Raw genomic sequence first — 22,353 nt, 5'->3', positions numbered from 1 at the left:
ACGCGCACGCACTACTGGTGACGTTTTGGCGCGCCGGAAATTTAGTTGCCGCTAAAAACCCCGCGTCTCCCAAGGGAAAGTGTGTTGCCTGTGCCTGACGCTATACGTAATAATGCGAATTATTCGTATTAACGTTTGCGTTTAGAAAATAATTGGCGCGTTTCTGGTCCTTTTCTAATTTTTCGCACAACAAAGCAGGGGAGCTTTTCATGGGAGCCAAGGTGTCTTGCGCGCGCCGGACGGAAGTCGGGCGCGCGGTCATCGTATTGTTCGCGCTGGCGGGCGGTGCCGCTCACGCGCAGGAAGCGGGCAATGCCGCCAATGCCGCCAATGCCGCCGGTGCGGCCGGGGCCGCGCCCGCCGCGAGCGTGCTGCCACAAGTCACGGTGCGCGCGCCGGTGGAAACGCCGACCGGCCCGCTGGCGGGTTACGTGGCCAAGCGCAGTGCCACGGCGACCAAGACGGACACCACCCTGCTGGAAACGCCGCAGTCCATCAGCGTGATCACGCGCGACCAGATGGAAGACCGTGGCGTGCAGAACCTGTCGGACGCCTTTGCGTACACGGCCGGCATCATCGGCGACAACGTTGCCGAGGGCCGCTACGACAAGCCGGTGATCCGCGGCTTTGCGGCGCGCCAGTATATGGACGGCCTGTACGTCAACTACTACGCCAGCGGCTACCTGATGCCGCGCGTGGAGACCTATGGCCTCGAGCGCGTGGAAATTCTGCGCGGGCCGAGCTCCGTGCTGTACGGCGCCAATGCGCCGGGCGGACTCGTGAACCTGGTCAGCAAGCGCCCGACCGCCGATCCGCTGCGCGAGATCAACCTCCAGTACGGCTCGTACGACCGCAAGCAGGCGAGTTTCGATATCGGCGGGGCGGTGGACGAGAACAAGACCGTCATGTATCGCCTGACCGGCCTGTTCCGCAAGTCCGATACGCAGGTGGACTGGGCCGACGACGATCGCATCTTCATCGCGCCGTCGCTGACCATCCGGCCGAGCGCCGACACCACGTTCACGCTGCTGACCCACTACCAGCACGACAAGCAGGGCACGGCCATCAACTTCCTGCCGCGGCAGGGTTCGGTCACGGATACGGTCGGCGGCCGCCGCATCTCCACGTCGTTCTTCACGGGCGAACCGTCGTTCAATACGTTCGACCGCGAGGAATATGCCATCGGCTACGAGTTCGAGCATCGCTTCAACGACACGTTCCGCGTGCGCCAGAGCGCGCGCTACATGCACTCGAACCTGTTCTACACCGGCGTGTATGCGGTGGGCTGGAACAACGCGGCCCAGACGCTGCTGAATCGCGGCTCGCTGAGCGCGGGCGGTTCGCTCGACACGATCGGCCTGGATACCAACCTCGAGGCCAAGTTCTCCACCGGTCCGATTCGCCATACCGCGATCGTCGGCGTGGACTACCAGCACGGCAGCTTCGACGACCGCCAGGGCTTCGGCACCGTCGGCACGCCGCCGCTGGGGCTGATCAATCCGTTCAATCCCGTCTACGGCGCGACGATCAACCCCATCGCCACCTACACGCTGGTGGACCAGTCGCAGCGCCAGCTCGGCCTCTATTTCCAGGACCAGATGAAGCTGACCGAGCGCCTGACCTTCGTGGCGGGCGGCCGCCAGGACTGGGCCAACGCGAGTACCAACACGCGCCGGCAGACCGCGGCCACGGGCGCGACCACCACGCCGACAAACGCCGGTATCGACCAGAACGACTTCACGTACCGCTTCGGCCTCGTCTATGAGACGCCGGTCGGCCTGGCGCCTTACGCGAGCTATTCCACGTCGTTCCAGCCGCAGGCCGGCGTGAGCGCGCAGGGCACGCCGTTCCAGCCGACCACCGGCAAGCAGACCGAAGTCGGCGTGAAGTTCCAGCCCACCGGCTTCAACAGCTTTGTCACCGCGTCGCTATACGACCTGCGCCAGCAGAACGTGCTGACGCGCGATCCGGCCAACACGCTGTTCCAGATCCAGACGGGCGAGATCCGTTCGCGCGGCTTCGAAATCGACGGTACGTTCGATTTCAACAATGGCTTCAAGGCACTGGCCGCGTACACGTACATGGATCAGGAAGTCACCAAGAGCAACAACACGGACCTCGGCAAGACGCCGACCAACCGTCCGCGCCATGTCGCCTCCCTGTGGGTGGACTACACCCAGCGCACGGGCTGGGCCAAGGGCCTGGGCGGCGGCGTCGGCGTGCGCTATATCGGCAAGAGCTACGGCGACGCGCTCAATACGTTCGAGGTGCCCGAGGTCTGGCTGATGGACGCCGCGCTCCATTACACGCTGGACCAGCACTGGCGCTTCTCGATCACCGCGAACAACCTGCTCGACAAGGAATATGTCGGCCAGTGCGGGAGCGCGACCACCTGCTACTACGGTTATCGCCGCAACGTGATCGGCACGGCGACCTATCGTTTCTGATGTTGCTGATCGTAATACGCTGAAATACGCGTCGTCAGGCGCGGAAATGGGAGGAAAGGGCAGGGAAGGGGTAATTCGCGGCCGGTGTCGTTCGTCATCCCAGATAACGAACGCCATCACGGACCCGCGCATGACCGCTTCCCCTGCTTCCGCCTCGTCGTCTCCGCCCTCCACCGCGCCGACCGCGCCCGCCGCGCCTGACGCCCCATCGGCATCGGCGCGATTGTCGCTCCGGCACGTGCTGTTCCAGGCGTCCGGCCGGCTGCTCGTGCTCGGCACCGTCGCCAGCCTCGGCGGCGGCGCGGCGGCCGTCGGACTGGTCGCGACCATCAACGCGGCATTGCGCACGCCGCCCGACGCGCTGGCCGCGCTGGGCCTGCGCTTCGCCGCGCTCGCGGTGCTCGTGCTGGTTTGCCGCACGGTCTCGCTGATGCTGTTCGTCCGACTGAACCAGACCGTGCTCGCGCGCCTGCGCGAACATGTCGGCGCGCGCCTGCTGGCCGCGCCGTATCGCGATCTGGAACGTCTGGGCGGCGGCAAGGGCATGGCGTTGCTGGGCGAGGACACCAATCAGGTGGCCACGCTGCTTGTTGCCATGCCATTCATCGTGATGAACGGCACCATCGTCGTGGGCTGCCTGAGCTACCTCGCATGGCTGTCGTGGCAGGTGTTCCTGCTGTCGCTGGTGGCCGTGTTCGGCGGGTCGCTGTGTTACCGCGCCAGCCGCAAGCGTTCCCAGCGCGCGCTGCGCGAAGCCGCGCAATGGCAGGATGTGCTGACCGGACATTTCAGCGCGATCTTCAGCGGTGCCAAGGAACTCAAGCTCAATCGCGCACGCGCCGCGGCGTTTCTGGGCGGCCCGCTGGCCGATGCCATCGACCGCGTGCGCGCGCATCGCACGGCGGGCCTGTCGCTGCTATATCTGTCGCTGACCATCGGCAGCACGCTGTTCTTCGTGGTCATCGGTATCATCCTGTTCGTGCTGCAACGCCCGCTGGGCGCCGATGCGGCCGTGGCCAGCGGCTACACGCTGGTGTTCCTCTACATGATGGCGCCGCTGGAAGGGCTGCTCAACAGCCTGCCGCAGATGAACCTGGCGCGCGTGGCGTGCCAGCGCATCGAGCAGGCCGCGGCATCGCTCGATGCCGATCATGCGGCGCCGATGCAGGCCACGGTGAATGGCGCCATCGAACCGTTCCGCGAGCTCGCCCTGCATGGCGTCACCCATCGCTATCACCGCGAAGCGGAGGACGCCTCGTTCCTGCTCGGCCCCATCGACATGTCGCTGCGCGCGGGCGAAGTGGTGTTTCTCGTCGGCGGCAATGGCAGCGGCAAGACCACGCTGGCGAAGCTGCTCGTAGGCCTGTACGCGCCCGAGGGCGGTCATGTCAGCGTGAACGGCCGAACGTTATCGGGCAGCGTCGGCGCCGCCATGCACCGTGAGCAATGCACGGCCGTGTTCTCCGACTTCCATCTGTTCGACAGCCTCGTCGGGCTTGCGGGCGAGGGCATCGACGCGCGCGCCAACCGGCTTATCGCGCGGCTGCAGCTGCAGCACAAGGTGTCGGTCGCCAACGGCATGTTCTCCACGCGGGCGCTCTCGCAGGGCCAGCGCAAGCGGCTCGCGCTCGTGGCGGCCTGCCTCGAGGACCGTCCGGTGATCGTGCTCGACGAATGGGCCGCCGACCAGGACCCCGCCTTCAAGGCCATCTTCTATCGCGAGATCCTTGGCGAACTGCGGGCGCAGGGCAAGGCCGTGCTCGTGATCTCGCACGACGACCGCTACTTCGACGCCGCGGACCGCATGGTCTGGATCGAGAACGGCCGGCTGACCGATACACCGCCCGCCACCGGCGCGGACACGCACGCGAACGCGCGTGTCGCCTGAACGAATGTTTGCAATCGCTAGCCGGATAAACGCCGCCACATCACGGCGTGTGAGTACAATGACACGACAAGTGCCAGCCTTGAGGCCGGTGTTGGAACGGGTAATTGGGAGTCATTCGTGGGAGAACTGCACAAGACGGGCAACGATCCCGTTTGGGATGCGGCGCTTGGCTGGGTCATGTTGATGCGTGACCAGCAACTGGACGCCACGGCCGAACAACGGCTGCTGGAATGGCTGGGGACATCGCCCCGCCATGCGGAGCAATTCAGGCAGGCCCTCGTGGTCTGGCAGGTCACGGGGAAGCTGTCGCCCGAACTGACCGCGGCCCTCGATCCGCAACGCCCCGCGCAGGGGAACGATGCCGCGGCGCGCTAGGCCGTCGCTCGGAAGTTTTCTGCCGCTTTTCCGATAAGCCGGGGCACGGTCAGCCCCGTTTCCGACGCTCTTTGCGCCGTCATACCCCCGTCATCGAAATGACCCTATGCTGCAAATGCATTGCGAATGATTCGCATTTCACGTAGCATATTTGACGAATTTCTCCCGGGGGTATCGCATGAGCGAGAAGTCGATGGAGCTAGGGAATGTCGCGGACGCAAGGGGTGCGGAGCCCGTGCGGATGAACCAGGAATTGTATGGGGTGTTCATCAGCTATCGCCGCGCGTTGATCGAGGCTGCGGCACGTATCGTGGGCTCTCGCGAGAGCGCCGAAGACGTGGTGCAGGACACGTTCGTCAAACTGTTCGACCAGGAAAAGGCCATCGTCGTGCGCTATCCGGTCAGCTATCTGTTTCAGACCGTTCGCAATCTTGCGATCGACAGGCATCGTCATAACGAGGTGGAAAACCGCCACGTCGGTGGCGAGGAAGAGGGCCTGCTCGTGACGAGCGAGGCCGCGTCGCCCGAGAACGTCATGCTGGGCCAGCAGGCGCTCGGCTCGGTCATGCAGGCGCTGGCATCGCTCCCGGAACGCACGCAATGGGCATTCGAGATGTATCGCTTTCGCGGGGTGCCGCAGAAGGACATCGCCGTCATGCTCAACGTGTCGCCGACGCTGGTGAACTTCATGATCCGCGACGCGCTGACCTGCTGTCGCGACGCGCTGTTCGGCGCGGACAACACCCTCGACGCCAGCGGCGCCACTGACGTCAGCGGCCGCGGCCCAGCTGGGTCACTGCCTGTCTGATCGCCTTGAGAATGCGCGGATACGTGCCGCAACGGCACAACACGCGGCTCATGGCCTCCTTGATGGCATCGTCCGAAGGATTGCGCGCATGCCCGAGCAGCTGCGCGGCCGCCATCAGTTGCGCACTCTGGCAGTAACCGCATTGCACGACATCGCAATCGATCCACGCCTGCCGCAGGGCGGCGGCAACGGGGCCGGACAGGCCCTCGATGGTCGTGATGTGCCGGGCGCCGCGTTGCCGCAGCTGACCGAGCGTCAACTGGCACGCATACTCGGCCTCGTCGTCGACGATCACCGTGCACGCGCCGCAGACGCTGACCCCGCAGCCGAACTTCGTGCCTGTCAGGTGCTTGTCGCACCGAAGGGCCCAAAGCAGGGGAGTGGCGGCTTCGGCGTGGAACTCGGTGGGTTGTCCGTTGAGATCGATCTGCACCACGTGCTCCATTTGTCTTCTCCCTCCGCAGGTTTCGGCGGCGCCAGCAGCGGCAGCGCGCGATGCCGTCTGCCTGTGAGTGCGAACAGCGCATTTGCGACGGCGGGTGCGATGGGCGGTGTGCCCGATTCCCCTACGCCTTCCGGCGGGGCGTCACTCGCAAGCACCTTGACGATGATCTCCGGGCATGTCGCCATGCAGACCATCGGGTAGTCGGTGTAGTAGCGCTGCTGCACTACGCCGTCACGCACGGTAATGGCCTGTCCCAACGCGGCCGACAGGCCGAAGACGATGCCGCTCTCCATCTGCTGTGCGACGAGGCTGGGGTTGATTGCCCGGCCGCAGTCGACGGCGCAGAACACGCGCGTTACGGTGAAACCTTCCTGTTGCCCGCGGCGTTCCCGCCGGATTTCCGCTACCTGCGCTACCACGCTGCCGAACGATTCGTGCAGCGCCACGCCGCGGGCGTAATCTTTGCCCCCCGCGTTGCCCCCCGCGTTGCTCCCCGCATCCGCACCCTCTCGCCAGCGATGCGGCGCGCGCCAGCCGGCCAGCGTCGCCACCGCGCGCAGCACGGCCGCGTGCCGCGCGTGCGCGCGCTGTGTCAGCATGCCGAGCCGAAACGCGATTGGATCCTTGCCGGCCGCCGTCGCCATCTCGTCGATAAAACTCTCGACGAAGAAGGCCTGGTGGGAATGCCCGACCGAACGCCAGTAACCCACGGGGAAGGGCAGGTCCACGCGATGATGCCTGACGGATATATTGCTGCATTCGTACGGCTGGTCGAACGCCCCTTCCGCCATCGACGCGTCCGGCATCAGCCGCGCGAACCACTCGGGCTGGCCAAACGCGCGCGGCAATACCTGCGCGGCGATCGACTGGCTTGCCGAAGCGCTACGCCACGCCACCAGTTCGCCGCGGGCATTGAGTCCACCCGTGAATCGCGCCACGCATGCGGGGCGATAGAAATCGTGCGTGGTGTCCTGCGCGCGCGACCAGATCGTTTGCACGGGCCGCGGCGTGGCGTGCCGCGCGATGACCGCGGCCTGCGCGATGAAATCGACTTCGAGCCGCCGGCCGAACGAACCGCCGAGCAGCTGCTCGTGGATATGCACATCGCGCTCGCGCAGGCGGAGCACATCGGCGACCGCGCGTCGGGCATCCATGGGCACCTGCGTGGAGACCCACACGTGTGCGACATCGCGCTCGACCTGCACCGTGCAGTTCACGGGCTCCAGCGCGCCGTGGGCGAGGTAGGGTACCTCGTATGTCATCTCCGCGACGGTCTTCAGCTGCTTCAGCGCCGCGTCGGGATAGCCCGTCTTGTAAAAGCTATGGACGTTGTCGTCATCGTCATCGAGCGACTTCAGCAACGTATCGCGAATGGCCGCGGTATCGAGTTCCGCGGCGGGGCCCGGATGCCATTCGACCGGCAGCTCGCTCAGCGCGCGCATGGCAATGAATGGATTGGCGGCAATCACGGCGATGCCGGCGGTGCCGCCGTTGTAGCCGTCGATGGGATAGAAACCCTGCACGCCTTCGGTATGGGTGACGGCCGACCTGTCGAATCGCTTCAGCGTGCCGCCGAGCGAGGGGTTCATCATCACGCTCGCGTACAGCATGTCGTCGAACTGCACGTCGATGCCGAACCGCGCGCAGCCGTTCAGCTTGGATTGCGCTTCGCGCGCGAGCCGATTGACGGGCTTGCCGATCAGCGTGAATCGGCCCTCGGTCCTCAATACCGGATCGCGCGGCGGCGTTTCGTCCTTCGCGGCCAGTGCCAGTTCGCCGAAGGTCAGCGAGCGGCCCGAGGTGTCGAAGACCTTGCCATCCTTCGTATCGCATTGGCCGACGGGAACGTCCCAGCGTCTGGCCGCCGCCGCGCACAGCATCGCGCGTGCGGACGCGCCCGCTTCGCGCATCGGCGTCCACAGGTCGGCGATGCTGGTCGAGCCGCCCGTCGCCATCGATCCCGCCAGCGGCGCCACGCGGCGCACCGTGCGTCTGAGTGTGCGGGCCACTACGCCGTTATCGTCGGGCCGGAACGGCAGGCTGGCGGGAAGGATCTCGCGATTGATGTACAGCGAATCGATGGGGGCCTGTATCACGCGGACGCGGGACCAGTCGGCGCCGAGCTCGTCGGCCAGGATCATGGCGGCACCGGTATGGATGCCCTGGCCCATCTCGGCCTTGCACATGACCACGGTGACGTTGTCGTCGGCGTCGATCATGACCCAGCCGTTGAGCGGCACGTCGCCACGCGCGGGTCTGGCGGGCGTGGCCTTGCCGGTCAGCCGGCGGTCCGGAGACCAGACCACCCAGCCGATGGCGAGCGCCACCGCTCCCGTGCTGCCCAGAACGAACGATCTGCGATTCAGCATGACATCGACAAGTCCCGTTGCCCTTGCAGTGACCTATATTAGTCAATGTCACTCCGGGGCGCGAGGAGGATTGTCGATGGCGTCGCGGTCAGCGGGGCAGAGGCAGCCCCAGGTTGCCGCGCAGCGTGTCGGCTTCGTACTCGCGGCGGAATTCGCCGCGTGTCTGCAGGATGGGGACGACCTCGTTCAGAAATTCCTCGAGGCCGCCCGGGAAGTACGCCGGCATGATGTTGAAGCCGTCGGCCGCGCCCGCGCGCACCCAGTCGATCATGTGCTGGGCGACCTGTTCCGCGGTGCCCACGACGATCTGATGGCCACGCGCGCTCGCGCACAGGTGGTAGAGCTGGCGCAGCGTGAGGTTGCGCGCGCGGGCCAGCTTGATCAGCAGCGCACTGCGGCTGTGCACGACGATGTCGGTGGGGAGCGGCGGCAGCGGTTCGTCCAGCGCGTACGCCGACACATCCATGCCCAGCTGCTCGTTGAGGATCGCCAGGGCATTTGACTGGTCAGTGAACGATTGCAGCTGCGCGAGTTTCTCGTGGGCTTCCGCTTCCGTCCGGCCGATAATCGGCATCAGCCCCGGCATGATCAGGCAGTGGCGCGGATCGCGGCCGGCATCGCGGACCTGTGCCTTCAGTCCCTGCGCGAAGGCCTGCGCGGCCTCGAGGTCCTGCTGCGCGGTGAACACGACCTCGGCGTGGCGCGCCGCGAGCGCCTGCCCCGGACCGGACGAGCCGGCCTGGATCAGCACCGGGTGTCCCTGCGGGCTGTTGGTGACGTTGAGCGGCCCTGCTACCGAGAAATGCTTGCCCTCGTGGTGGAGCGCATGCATCTTGTTCACGTCGACGTAGATGCCGGCCTGCTTGTCCTGCACGTAGGGATCCTTGTCCCACGAGCGCCACAGGCCTTTCACCACGCTGACATGCTCCTCCGCGATCTCGTAACGCTCGTCGTGATCGGGGTGCCGCGAACGGCTGAAGTTGATGGAGCCGTCGGCGAACGTCGTCACGATGTTCCACGCGGCGCGCCCGCGCGACAGCGTGTCCACGGTGGCGAGCGTGCGGGCGAGATTGAACGGCTCGGTGTACGTGGTGGAGGCCGTCGCGGCCAGTCCAATCCGCGTGGTCACCATCGACAGCGCGGCGAGCATGGCGAGCGGATCGGGCCGCGTGATCATCGACGGATGCGAGTCGGGGGTCGTCAGCAGGCGATCGCCGAAGAACACCATATCGAACGTCGCGCGCTCGGCGGCTTGCGTCATGCGGACGACGAGGTCGATGTTTTCGGTGCCGGATTCCGCGTCGGGGTGTCGCCAGCCGGCGGCATGATGGCCTGCGGCGAGCAGGAAGAGACCGAGTTTCATCTGGGGGAATGAAGAAGGTGGGAAGGAAACCGCTCGCCATCTGCGCGGCGAGCGGGCGGTAGTCAAAAACCAGGCGGAACCCCGGCGGGGGACTGGTCAGTTCGCCGCCAGCGCACCGCTGGTGGCAACCCGCGCGGCAATGTCATGCACCTGCCGGATCCGTTGCGACGTCTGTTCCGGCGTCAGGCGTTGCACATCGACCTGCACGCGTGCGAGCGCGGCCCGCGTGTCGGGCTCGTCGAGAATCTCACCGATCAGCTGCCGCAATTTCGCGAGCACCTCGGGCGGCACGCCGCGCGGCGCGGTGATGAAGAACGCGCCGGCGAGCGAATCTTCCCAATCCTTCACGCCCGACTCACGGATCGACGGCACGTTGGGCATGTCGGGTGCGCGGCTGCCGCCAAAATAGGCGAGCGCGCGCAATTTCCCCTGCCGGATAAACTGCGCGCTCAGCGGATCGAACACGATATCCACGTGCCCCGCGACCACATCGGCCACAGCAGGCGCGCTGCCCTTGTATGGCACGTGCCGGATATCGATATTGGCCGTCTGCTTGAGCAGCTCGCCGGCAAGGTGGCCCGGCGTGCCATTGCCGGAGCTGGAGAACGTCAGTTGCCCCGGATGCGCGCGCGCATAGGCAATCAACTGCGGCAGCGTTTGCGCGGGCACATGCGGATTCACCGCGACCGTCGCCAGCGAGTTGCCGATATAGGCCACAGGCACGAGGTCCCGGAACGGATCGAACTTCACGGGCATCAGCTGCGGCGCAATCGCAAGATTGCCAATCGACGTGTTCAGCAACGTATAGCCATCGGGCGCGGCCGCCGCGACGAAGCCCGCGCCGAGCGTGCCGCCCGCACCGGGTTTGTACTCGAGCACGACCGGCTGCCCGGTCTTCTCCGACAACCGCTTGGTGACGATGCGCGCCACATTGTCATTGGTGCCGCCGGGCGTGTAGGGCACGACCCAGGTGATCGGCTTCTGCGGATACACACCCTCCGCATGCGCGGAGACGTTGGCAAGGATGGACAGCGACAGCGTGGCGGCAATCGTAGGGACGAGCAGCGCCGCGCGTCGCGAAAGAATGCGAGCGATGGACATGATGTACGGGCGAGAGGCGAGCCTTGCATCCTACGGCTGCGCGCCTGCATCCCGAACTGACCATTTGGCATGTGAATAGGCGGTTTCGCTATATGGCTCGTGAGCCTGCTCCGCGAATGGACGACAATAGCCCCATGCAGACCCCTCACGCACACGACACGAATGCGATGACGCAGGCGCAGGAACTGGGCAAGGCCAAGCGCCGCGCCACCGCCCTGTTGCTCGCCGCGGCCGGCATATTCGCCGCCACCCTGTTCATGCCGCATAGCCTGGCCACCGACTGGATACGCGCGGCCGCGGAAGCCGCCATGGTCGGCGGGCTCGCCGACTGGTTCGCCGTGGCCGCGCTGTTCCGCCGTATTCCGATTCCGGGCCTGTCCGGCCACACGAACATCATCATCCGCAAGCGCGACGACATTGCCGATGGCCTCGCGGTGTTCGTGAAAGAGAAATTCCTCGACAAGGATTCGGTCGTCGCGCTGATCGACCGGCATAACCCGGCACAGGCCGTAGCGGACTGGCTCCAGTCCGCCGAGAACACACGCAGGATTGGCGACGCGGTGGCGAAGTTCCTGCGCGGCATGCTGGACCTGCTCGATGAAGACGACATGCGCAAGTTCGCGCGCGATGCCATCAACGCGGTGCTACGCCGCATCGACCTGACGCAGGCCGCGGCGGACGTGCTCGACATGCTCACGCGCGACAACCGCCATCAGGTGCTGCTCAAGGAGTCGATCACGCATCTGGTCGCGCTGCTCAACGAGCCCAACACACGCATGCTCATCGCGGCGCGTATCGTCGAATGGCTCAAGGCCGAGCATCCTGCCAAGGAAAAGGTGCTGCCGACCGAATGGATCGGTAATCGCGGCGCGGACATGATCTCCGCCGCGCTGCTGCGCATTCTCACGCAGGTAGAGCAGGACGACAGCCACGCGCTGCGCAAGAAGTTCGACGAGGTGACGCAGGACCTGATTCGCCGGCTGCGCGACGATGCCGCGTTCCACGCGAAGGCCAACGATATCAAGCGCTATCTGCAGGAACATCCGGCGCTGCACGCGTATATCGGCGAGCTGTGGAACGACTGGCGTGAACGGCTCAAGGAAGACCTGACGCGCGAGGACTCGTCCGTCTATCAACGCGTTGTTGCCGCGGGGCAATGGGTCGGCGACGAACTCGCGCGCAACGCATCGCTCCGGCAATCGATCAACCAGCACCTGCGCGACGCCGCGGGGCAAATGGCGCCCGATTTCGCGGACTTCATCACGCGGCATATCAGCGGCACGGTACGCGGCTGGGACGCGCGCGACATGTCGCGGCAGATCGAACTGAACGTCGGCAGGGACCTCCAGTACATCCGCATGAACGGCACGATCGTCGGGGGCCTGATTGGCGCGACGCTATATCTCGTTGCCCAGTTGCCGGGGTGGCTTGCGCAGTAGAAATCGTTGCGCCGATCGTACATTTAAATCTGATGTAAATATCTTTTATATCAGGAGACAGCGGTTATCTCGAACGCCGGAAAATGGCTGTAATGCCATATCCAGCGCGGTTGCACAGCCGTATGCTCTTGCGGGCGTTGAGGACTTGTGAATCAAAACAGACTTGAGCTAGCCAAAAAGTAGGGTGTAAATCCCTTTACACATCCTCTACGCTGCGCCCCGTCAGTGTCGTTACAAATGGTTACAGCTGTAGTTGCGCGCGGTACGAAGGGTAGTGCGTTGGTGTTTTGCCCCGAGGTTGCAGCGGATTCCCAGCATGTCGCCGTGTGATGCGCCAAGCGACACGCCATGCATCCGGGGTCCCATGAATCGCCTTTGTTACCGCATCGTCTTCAACCGCACGCGCGCCATCCCAATGGCCGTGGCGGAGACAGCCAGCAGCACCGGAACAGGCCGGCACAGTGCCGCCCTGGGCAGGGCGCAGCGCGGCACGCTGCCCGGGGCGGCCGTGCATCGCTTCGCGATCTCAACGATCGGGGCTATCCGTCTCGCGGTATGGATCGCCCTCGGGGCCTGCATGGGTGTGCCGATGACGGCAGCGGCGCAGATCGTCGCCGACCCGAACGCGGGCGCCAACCGCCCCACGGTCATCGCGACCCCCAACGGTTTGCCTCAGGTCAATATCACCCGTCCCTCCGCCGCGGGCGTCTCAACGAACCACTACAACCAATTCGACGTCAACCGCGGCGGCGCCATCCTCAATAACTCGCCTGGCATCGTCAACACGCAGCAGGCCGGCTTGATCAACGGCAACCCGAACCTGCTGCCCGGCGGCTCCGCGCGCATCATCGTCAACCAGGTCAACAGCATGTCCCCGAGCCAGTTGCGCGGCTATGTGGAAGTGGCTGGCCCCGGCGCGCAGGTGGTCATCTCGAACCCGAACGGCATCTTCGTGGACGGCGCGGGTTTTATCAACACGCCGCGCGCGACGCTGACGACGGGCACGCCGATCTACGGCGGCAGCGGCAGCCTCGACGCGTTCCGCGTGACCGGTGGCCAGATCAGTTTCGAGGGCGCGGGTCTCAACGCCGCCAACGTCGACCAGGTGGATGTGATCGCGCGCGCGGTCAAGGCCAACGCGGCGCTCTACGCCAACCGCCTCAACGTGGTGGCCGGCGCCAACCAGGTCAACTACAACACGCTCGAAGCGAACGCCATCGCGGGCAATGGCCCCGCGCCGTCCGCCGGCATCGACGTCAGCCAGCTCGGCGGCATGTACGCCAACAAGATCCTGCTGGCATCCACGGAACTCGGCGTCGGCGTCTCGCTCCGCGGCATCGCGGCCGCGCAGGCCGGCGACATGACGCTGACCGCGCAGGGCAAGCTCGTGCTGGCGGGGCAGACGAGCGCGAGCACCAATCTCTCGGTGTCCGCGCGCGATGGCATCGACAACAGTGGCACGACATATGCCGTCGGTGCAGTAGACGTCCGTACCGAGGGCACGCTCACGAACGGCGGCACGCTGGCCGCGCAGCAGTGGCTCGGCGTCAACGCGCAGAGCGTCGCGTCAACCGGCACACTTGCCGCAGGCATGATGCCCGATGGTGCCACCGCCGGGTCCGCCGACCTCACGGTCAACGCCACGGGCGCCGTCACGGCCACGGGCCGTAATTCCGCCAGCGGCAATGCCACGCTGCGGGGTGGCAGCCTGAACCTTGCGGGTAGCCAGACCGCGGCCAATGGCAACCTGACGCTGTCGGGCGGCGCCATGGACCTGTCCGGCGCAACCGTCCAGGCAGCTGGCGCACTGACGACCCACGCAGACGCGCTGAGCACGCGCCAGAGCACCGTCTCGGCGACCAGCGTTGCCATCACGGCCCAGTCCCTCGACAACACTTCCGGCCAGATCGAGGGCACGCAACTCGCCATCCAGACGACGGGCGACCTGATCAACCGCGCTGGCTCGCTGAAGCAGACCGGCGCTACCGATACAGCGATCACCGCCGGCGGCGCACTCGACAACACCGGTGGCACCATTGCCGCCAACGCGCAGAACCTGACCGTCAACGCGGTGACGCTGACCAACGACGCGGGCCAGATCTCCCACGCCGGCACCGGCGCACTCGCGGTCACGACGCAGGGCGCAGTGAGCAACGCCACCGGCACGCTCCAGACCAATGGCGACTTCACCGCACGCCTTGGGTCGCTCAACAGCACCGGCGGCACGGTGTCATCGCAGAAGGCCCTCACCGTCACGACAGACGGCCCCCTCGACAACACCAACGCGACGCTCCACGCCGAAACCGGCCTCACGTTGCACGCCAACGGCCAGCTCACCAACACCGGTGGCCGCATCGAGTCAGCGAGTGGCACCCTGACGGCAGCCGCCGCGCGCGTCGACAACACCGACGGCCGCATCGCCAACGCAGGCGACGGCCTGACGCAAGTCACCGCGCAACAGGCCATCGTCAACGCCAACACGGGCCTGATCGGCGGCAACGGCGCCATGAAGCTCGACGCCGGCACGACGATCATCAATGCGGGCACCATCACCTCGCGCGGCAACGCAACGCTCAACGCGCAAACGATCGACAACGACACCGGCAGCCTGACCGCCAGCGGCAATCTGCAGCTGACGAGCACGGGCGCCACCACGAACCGCGACGGCGAAATCTCGGCCGCCAGCACCACCATCACCGCGGCGTCTGTCGGCAACGCCGGCGGCTGGCTCGATGGCGACCGCGTAACGGTCACCACCACCGGCGATCTCTCGAACCGCGGCGGCACGATCCAGCAATACGGCCAGGGGGCCACGACGCTGTCGGCAGGGGGCACGCTCGACAACACCGGCGGCACTATCGTCGCCAACGGCGCGAGCCTCTCGATCGACGGCAGCAGTGTCGTCAACGACAGCGGCACGGTATCTCACGCGGGTACGGGCGATCTCTCGGTCACGAGCCGGCAGACGCTTTCCAATGCGAGCGGCGTCATCCAGACCAACGGCAACCTCGCCGCGCAGGCCACGACGCTCGACAACGCCAGCGGTACGCTGTCCGCGCAGGGCAAGACCACCGCTATCACGAGCGGCAACCTGTCGAACCGGCGGGGCAAGGTCTTCGGCAACACCGGCCTCACGCTTGCGAGCGGCGGCAGCATCGACAACACCGCGGGCTCGGCCCAGACCGCCGGCAATCTGTCCGTCGGGGCTACCGGCGCCCTTATCAATACCGATGGCACGCTGGCCGCCAACGGGGCGACGACCACGGCAATCGTCACCGCCACGAGTATCGACAACACGCGTGGCGCGCTCGTCAACGCCGGCGATGGCGCCACGAAGATCACGGCCACCAACGCGCTGACCAACACGTCGGGCAAGATCGGCGCCAACGGCGACATCACGATCGCCGCGCAAACGCTCGCCAATGACACCGGCGCCCAGATCGCCGCCGGGCGCGCGCTCGACCTGCAGATCCGCTCGCAACTCGACAACCGCAATGGCACCCTCTACGGCCAGATCCTGACGCTGAACCAGACCGCCACCACGCTCGACAACGCCAGTGGCCAGATCCTCGCCGGCAAGGACGTCAGCCTCAACATCGCATCCGTGTCGAACCTCGGTGGCGCGGTCAAAGCCAATCAGGACGTCGCCGTCGCAGGCGCGCTATCGGGCAGTGGCACCATGATCGCCGGCCGCGACCTCACGCTGAACGTCGCGGGCGACTACACCAACGACGCTGCCAATCAAGTCCACGCCAACGGCAACCTGAGCGTCAATGCCACGGGCACCCTGACCAACACCGGCACGCTCGCCTCCGCAGGCGCTGTCACGGTGACAGGCACCAACGTGGTCAACGCCAACTCCGCAGACATCAACGCCACGACCACCACGGTCACGGCCACCAACGTTGTCGCCAACGCCGGCCGTATCGAGGGCGATGCCGTCAAGGTCACGGGCCCGACGGTCAGCAATACCGGGACGGTCATCGGCAACAACGTGCAGGTGCAGGGCACGGATATTCTCAACAACGGCCCCTCGGCCCTGATGGCCGCCGTGCAGAACCTGAACCTGTACGCGACCAACTCGGTCCAGAACCTCGATGGTGCGACGCTGTATAGCGCGGGCAACCTGCAGATCGCCCGCGACGGCACGCGTGACGCAAGTACGGGCCTGCTCGTCAACCAGACGAACACGCTTGTCAACCGCTCGGCCAATATCGAGGCCGACGGCGATATCGACATCGCCGCCAATCAGCTCAGCAACACGCGTACGAGCATCGTCACCACGGCCGGCACGCCGACGCAGACCGCGTCGCAGACGCTGACGTTGTGGCAGGCGGGACTCTCGGGCATCGATCTGGCCATCCATACCAGCCTGACGTTCCCCCAGTGGAACTGGAACACCCAGAGCGCGCAGGTCAGCACGCCACAAACCAACGCGCTGCGTGGCCCGATCACGGTGACCGTCGACAAGGCCGATATCAAGAACCTCGACACGACGAACAAGACGCTGTCGTTCGTGAAGTCTCCCATCGAGGAGTACATCGACCAGATCGCCACGCCGAGTTCCCCGTGCGACCAGACCACGGGCATCTGCACGCGCGAGATCGCTACGCGGCCCACGCAGTATTACCAGTCGATCACAGACAACGGCACGACCTACAGCATCACGCTATGGCCCGACTGGGACCCGAACCTGCACATCCGCCCGGACGAGGTGAAACAGGCTAACTTCGGTCACGACTACAACGAGATCAGCCGTACCACGGTGACGACGACCGCGACGGACCAGCTCGTCAGCGCGACGGACGCGGCGAAGATCCAGGCATCGGGCAGCATCCGCATCAATAGCAACAACGGCAATATCCTGAATCAGTCGTCGACGATGGCGGCCGGTGGCAACCTGATCCGCGCGGCCGCGAACGGGACGATTCAGGACGTTGGCACGGTGCTCCAGCAAACGGTCACGACGCAGGACACCTCCACCTACTACTGGCACCAGCGCACGGGCAGCAGTTCGGACACGCAGGTCGTCGCCTACCCGAGCGCGCCGCAGGCACCCACCACGACGTCGGCGCTCGCCGCAGTGGCCACTGCGAACCAGAACGTCCAGACCACGGCGCAGAACGTGACCGTGGCCTCGGTGAACACCGTCGGCGCCGCGGTGACGGGCGCGACGGTCTCCGGCGGCGGTGCCACCGGTACGCAGGCCGCCGGTGCCACGGGCAATGCAGGGCAGGCCGGCGCAGTCGGGACCAGCACCGTCAAGGGCGTAGTGCAGACGCTGGGCACGCCGCAAGGCGGCATCCCCAACCTCACGCTGCCCACCAACGGCCTCTACCGCTTCCGCACTGCCCCCGGCGACACCTACCTTGTCGCCACGGACCCGCGCTTCACGCAGTACACGAACTTCATCTCGAGCGACTACATGCTGGGCGCGCTCGGTCTCGATCCGCAGAAGACCCAGAGGCGCCTCGGCGACGGCTTCTACGAAGAGAAACTGGTCCGCGACCAGATTACGCAACTGACGGGCAAGACCTTCCTCACGGGCTATACGGACCAGCTGGAGGAGTACAAGGCGCTGATGAACAACGGCGTCACCTATGCCAAGGCCTTCGACCTGACCCCGGGCGTCGGTCTCACGGACGAGCAGATGCGCCAGCTCACCACCGACATGGTATGGATGGTGTCGCAGGACGTCACGCTGCCGGACGGCACCACCCAGTCGGTGCTCGTGCCAAAGGTCTATCTGGCCCAAGGCAACGGCCTTGACCTGAACAGCACCGGCGCATTGGTCGCGGGCAATACCGTCTCCATCGACGCGTCCGGCACCGTGGACAACAGCGGCTCGATTGTCGGCAACCTTGCCACGCAGATCGTCGGTACCGACATCGTCAACCGGGGCAGCATCGGCAGCAGCGGCACGACCGTCGTGTCAGCGACGCAGGACGTCCGCAACCTGGGCGGCCGCATCGGCGGCCAGGATGTCGTCGTCGCCGCCGGCCGCGACATCGTCAACCAGTCGCAGACGATCACCAACACGACGACGCTGGCCAACGGCAACCGCGCAAGCGCCACCGGCATCGGCGCGGTGGCCACCATCGAAGGTACCGGTAATGTCGCCATGCTGGCCGGCCGCGACATCACGATCGCTGGCGGTACGGTGGACGCAGGCAACAACGCGATGCTGGCTGCGGGGCGAGACCTGAACATCGGGACGGTACAACTCGGCACGACGCAGGATGCGACCGCGCATGGCGGGAAGGACTACCTGCGCGAAGAGACCACCGTGAATGCCGGCAGCACAGTGAAGACCGGCGGCAGCATGACTGCGGTGGCGGGACGTGATGCGACGCTGACGGGCTCGTCCATCGACGCCGGCGGCGACGCCGCGCTGGTGGCCGGCCGCAACACGACCGTAACGGCTACCATGGACACGCACACGCAGGCCGCCGGTGCGATGAGCAACAAGGCCTCCCAGTTCACGCAATCCGCGTACGACGAAAGCACCCGCGCCGCCACCATCGACGCGGGCGGCAATGTCACGCTTGGCGCGGGGCAGACCGCCGTTGTCAATCAGATCCTGCAGGGCAACGGTATTGCTGCCGCGCAGTCCGACGGCACTGGCAATGTGGCGATCCTCGGCTCGGGCGTGTCGAGCACGGACGGCGCCGTCAAGCTGGTTGCCACCGGCGACGTGACCATCGGTACGGCGACCGAGCAACATCGCAGCGACAGCTGGTCCCATACCGAAAGCTCGGGCTTCATGTCGAAGAAGGAAACGACAACGACATCGAGCACGCGCGACAGCGTGGCCGTCGGCTCGGTCGTGTCGGGCGACACCATCACCGGCAGCGCCGGCCGCGATATGACCATCGCCGGCTCGACCGTCGCCGGCACGCACGATCTCAGCCTCGAAGCGGGTCGCAACCTGACCATCACCACGGCTGAAAGCACTAGCGAAAGCCAGACGTATTCCCATACGAAGGCCACCGGCTTCGGTGCCACCGGCGGCGGTCTGTCCTACGGCATGCGCGACCAGAAGGACACGACGCATGACAGCTCGGTCACACAGACCGGCAGCCTCGTCGGCAGCACCGACGGCAGCGTCAGCCTGAAAGCAGGCAGCACGCTGCAGATCACCGGCAGTCAGGTCATCGCGGCGAAGGACCTGACCGGCGTGGGCGCCGATGTCATCATCGAGGCCGCCAAAGGCAGCGAGCACCACGACGAGACCCATGAGATCAAGCAGACGGGCTTCACGCTCGGTGTGAGCGGCGGGGCCATCGGCGCGGCGATCAATGCCGGCCAGAAGATCAACGCGAGCACGAAGAGCGAAGATGGGCGCGCGTCGGCGTTGTGGGGCATCGCAGCAGGTCGGGACGCCTATGACGCGGCCGCTGGTGCAGGCGCCGCCTATGACGCCCTGAAAGCGGGAGAGGGACCGCAGGGCGCGGCCATCACGCTGTCCTTCGGCACCAGCCAGAGCAAGAACACGCTCACGCAGGACAGTACGACCCATACGGGATCGAATATTCAGGCGGGCGGCACCGCCACGTTCATCGCAACGGGCGTGGATGCCGACGGCAACAAGACCGCCGGCAACCTGAACATCATCGGCTCCGACGTCTCGGCCACCAAAGTGGGTCTGGGCGCCAGGGGCGACGTCAATATCGTCTCGGCCACCGATACCTACGAAACCCATTCCACGAACAAGTCGAGCGGCGGCAGCATCGGCGTCTCCTACGGCGCGCAGGGCTTCGGCGTGTCGGTGTCCGGCCAGATGAGCAAAGGCAATAGCGATACGGTCGGCACCACGCAGGTAAATAGCCACGTGAATGGCAGCGAGTCGGTCACGATCGTATCGGGCAACGACACCAATATCCTCGGCGGGGTGGTCAGCGGCGGCAAGGTGTCGGCCGATATTGGCGGCAACCTGAATATCGCCAGCCGTCAGGACACGGAAGTCAGCCACGCCGAGCAGAAGAGCATGGGCGGCGGCCTGAGCATCAGCCAGGGCGGCGCGGGTGGTTCGTTCTCGGCGTCAAAAGGCAAGGCCGACAGCAACTACGCCAACGTGACGGAACAATCCGGCATCCGCGCGGGCGACGATGGGTTCGATATCAACGTCAAGGGCAACACGGACCTCAAGGGCGCCATCATTGCGAGCACGGCCGACGAGGACAAGAACAAGCTCACGACCGGCACGCTTACCTGGAGCGATATCGAGAACAAGTCGGACTACAGCGGCACGTCGATGGGCCTGACAGGAGGGCTCACCTTCGGGCAGAAGGTCATCGACAAGAAGTCGGGCCAGACGGCAGGGTACAACACGGGCGGTGTGAGCCCTTTCATCCCGCAAAGCGAAAGCGGCAGCCAGAGCGGCGTCAGCCAGGCGGGCATCGCAGCCGGCACGATCACGATCACCGATCAGGCCAACCAGAATCGGGATGTGGCGACACTGAACCGTGACCTGAGCAACACGAACACCACGGTCGGCAAGGGCCCGGACCTGGACGACGTACTGAGCAAGCAGGCCGACATGATGGCGGCGGCGCAGGCGGCTGGGGAGGCGGTTGGGAGGACGGTCGGGGATATTGCGGATGCGAAGCGCAAGGAAGCGACCGACGCGCAAAAGGCCGCGCAGATCGCTTACGACGCGAATCCGTCCGAAGAGAACCGCGCAACGCTCGATCAAGCCAAGGCAGACGTCGAAGGCTGGAAGGAAGGCGGCGCCTACCGCGCAGCCCTCCACGCCGCAGGCGGCGCCATGATCGCCGCCCTCGGCGGCGGCAACGCCCTCGCCGGCGCGACAGGCGCGGGCCTGTCATCGCTCGCGGCAGAACAGCTCGCCGCGCTGGGCAAAGCCGTGGCGGACAGCGCCAACACCGGTAACAAGGATCTGGACAAAGCCATCGGCAACCTGGCGGCGAACCTCGCGGCGGGAGGCATCGGCGCTGTTGCTGGCGGTGGCTCAGGTGCAGCGACTGCGGCGAATGCGGATCGGTTTAATCGGCAGTTGCATCCGGATGAGAAGGCGCTGGCGAAGCGGATGGCGGAGAACAGCGGAGGCCTCTACACCGTCGAACAAATCGAAGCCCAGATGCGATTGTCTAGTTTGGTAGACATGAACGGGAACGTACTGGAGTCCGGCAATCGAGACGTGATTGATGCGGCGACATCCAAACCAACAGACGGTAGCGTGGAATGGACGTCGCTTGCAGGGACTACCCGCATTCAAGAGGTCCAAGCGAAGCCGGACACCGCAATCATGGCGTACATTCAATCGCAACAGAAAGCTATCCTCGGTGATATTCCTTATGAACATCGCCAGGACTACAGCAGCGTGCCGCGTTTCACTAGTTCTCCGGGGGCGCTTCCGACATCAAGGTGTGGCGCGGGACAAGCCGATTGCGTGGCGGGAGTTCCGCCCCCCTACACTGATAAGGAGATACAGCAGCGTGCGACTGATGTGGCGAACATCGCAAGTTCTCTAAGTACGCAAACGGGGCGTGCCAGCGCTATCGCCGCAGCGGTGGGAGCAACGAATCCCACGGTCGCGATTCCGGCGGATGCAATATCGCTCTTTTTCGGAGGCGCGAGTTGGGCGCTAGGCGGTCTTGAGCAGCTTGCTCGGCCTGACGTCGGGCAGTACGTGGGTGAGAGTGTCCTTGGTGCTGAGATCGGAGCGCTGAGTGTCAAAGTGCCGGTTGCGGGACCATTTCTGAACGAATTTGGCGAAACCATTAAAGGTACAGTCTCGATGGATGAAATCAAGCGGCAAATGAATCAGCTCTGGCGGAAGATTATAAATGGGGCGGAGAAATGAATCGATTTTTTAAGAATGGAAATTTTACGGGGCTAGCACAATCGTTGATGTGCGTCATTGGTTTTTTAATGATATGTGGTGTTCTATGGATTCAAGTCCGGTCGCGATGGCTAGCTTTCACTCTCCTTATAACTGGATTCTTACTGACGTTGGTGGGATTTTTTTCCGCGCGTGCACAGCTGTCCGGGCTATGGGTTTTCGGAGAGCCAGATTGGAAAAAGGCCAAGCGGACATATCAGGATAATAATGAAAAGACGCAGAAAGCACCCGCAGCAAACTCCGGTAAAGATAA

10 protein-coding genes are annotated in these 22,353 nt (G+C 65.3%); 6 read left to right on the top strand and 4 right to left on the bottom strand.

Going from position 1 to position 22,353, the window contains the following annotated elements; translation table 11 throughout:
- Nucleotides 1–209 precede the first annotated feature (209 nt).
- From FOB72_RS24285 to FOB72_RS24270, 4 genes are all read left to right on the top strand, one after another.
- On the top strand, nucleotides 210–2,447 hold the full coding sequence (locus FOB72_RS24285; RefSeq protein ID WP_150375215.1) for a TonB-dependent siderophore receptor: 2,238 nt from the start codon (nucleotides 210–212) through the stop codon (nucleotides 2,445–2,447).
- 130 nt (nucleotides 2,448–2,577) lie between these two features.
- Nucleotides 2,578–4,335 carry a cyclic peptide export ABC transporter gene (locus tag FOB72_RS24280; protein WP_150375214.1) on the top strand — a complete coding sequence of 586 codons (1,758 nt, stop codon included), beginning with the start codon at nucleotides 2,578–2,580 and terminating at the stop codon, nucleotides 4,333–4,335.
- Nucleotides 4,336–4,452: 117 nt separating this feature from the next.
- Nucleotides 4,453–4,710: a FecR/PupR family sigma factor regulator gene (locus tag FOB72_RS24275; RefSeq protein ID WP_150375213.1), complete on the top strand. Its 258-nt coding sequence runs from the start codon at nucleotides 4,453–4,455 to the stop codon at nucleotides 4,708–4,710.
- 241 nt (nucleotides 4,711–4,951) lie between these two features.
- Entirely contained in the window at nucleotides 4,952–5,518 is a 567-nt protein-coding gene (locus FOB72_RS24270; RefSeq protein WP_263364838.1) for an RNA polymerase factor sigma-70, read from the top strand.
- On the opposite strand, the gene FOB72_RS24265 is transcribed toward FOB72_RS24270, so the two are convergent.
- The 4 genes from FOB72_RS24265 to FOB72_RS24250 form a co-directional block, all read right to left on the bottom strand.
- Nucleotides 5,481–5,954, bottom strand: a complete 474-nt coding sequence (locus tag FOB72_RS24265) for a (2Fe-2S)-binding protein (protein ID WP_150377372.1) — start codon at nucleotides 5,952–5,954, stop codon at nucleotides 5,481–5,483. The two genes, FOB72_RS24270 and FOB72_RS24265, sit on opposite strands and share 38 nt — an antisense overlap.
- Nucleotides 5,861–8,332: a xanthine dehydrogenase family protein molybdopterin-binding subunit gene (locus FOB72_RS24260; protein ID WP_150375211.1), complete on the bottom strand. Its 2,472-nt coding sequence runs from the start codon at nucleotides 8,330–8,332 to the stop codon at nucleotides 5,861–5,863. The genes FOB72_RS24265 and FOB72_RS24260 overlap by 94 nt, the downstream gene beginning before the upstream one ends.
- 88 nt (nucleotides 8,333–8,420) lie before the next feature.
- Nucleotides 8,421–9,695, bottom strand: a complete 1,275-nt coding sequence (locus FOB72_RS24255; protein ID WP_150375210.1) for an LLM class flavin-dependent oxidoreductase — start codon at nucleotides 9,693–9,695, stop codon at nucleotides 8,421–8,423.
- Nucleotides 9,696–9,791: 96 nt separating this feature from the next.
- Nucleotides 9,792–10,796 carry a Bug family tripartite tricarboxylate transporter substrate binding protein gene (locus FOB72_RS24250; protein WP_150375209.1) on the bottom strand — a complete coding sequence of 335 codons (1,005 nt, stop codon included), beginning with the start codon at nucleotides 10,794–10,796 and terminating at the stop codon, nucleotides 9,792–9,794.
- A gap of 167 nt (nucleotides 10,797–10,963) precedes the next feature.
- Between FOB72_RS24250 and FOB72_RS24245 the strand changes: the two genes are divergently transcribed.
- Nucleotides 10,964–12,235, top strand: a complete 1,272-nt coding sequence (locus FOB72_RS24245) for a DUF445 domain-containing protein (protein WP_150377371.1) — start codon at nucleotides 10,964–10,966, stop codon at nucleotides 12,233–12,235.
- Between the two features lie 364 nt (nucleotides 12,236–12,599).
- A complete protein-coding gene (locus FOB72_RS24240) occupies nucleotides 12,600–22,061 on the top strand; it encodes a hemagglutinin repeat-containing protein (RefSeq protein ID WP_150375208.1) in 9,462 nt (3,153 codons plus the stop codon).
- Nucleotides 22,062–22,353 lie beyond the last annotated feature (292 nt).

Origin of the sequence: Cupriavidus pauculus, assembly GCF_008693385.1 — a bacterium.
Taxonomy (GTDB): domain Bacteria; phylum Pseudomonadota; class Gammaproteobacteria; order Burkholderiales; family Burkholderiaceae; genus Cupriavidus; species Cupriavidus pauculus_D.
Note: the sequence above shows the minus strand (reverse complement) of the source record. Positions and strands in the feature narration are given on the sequence as shown.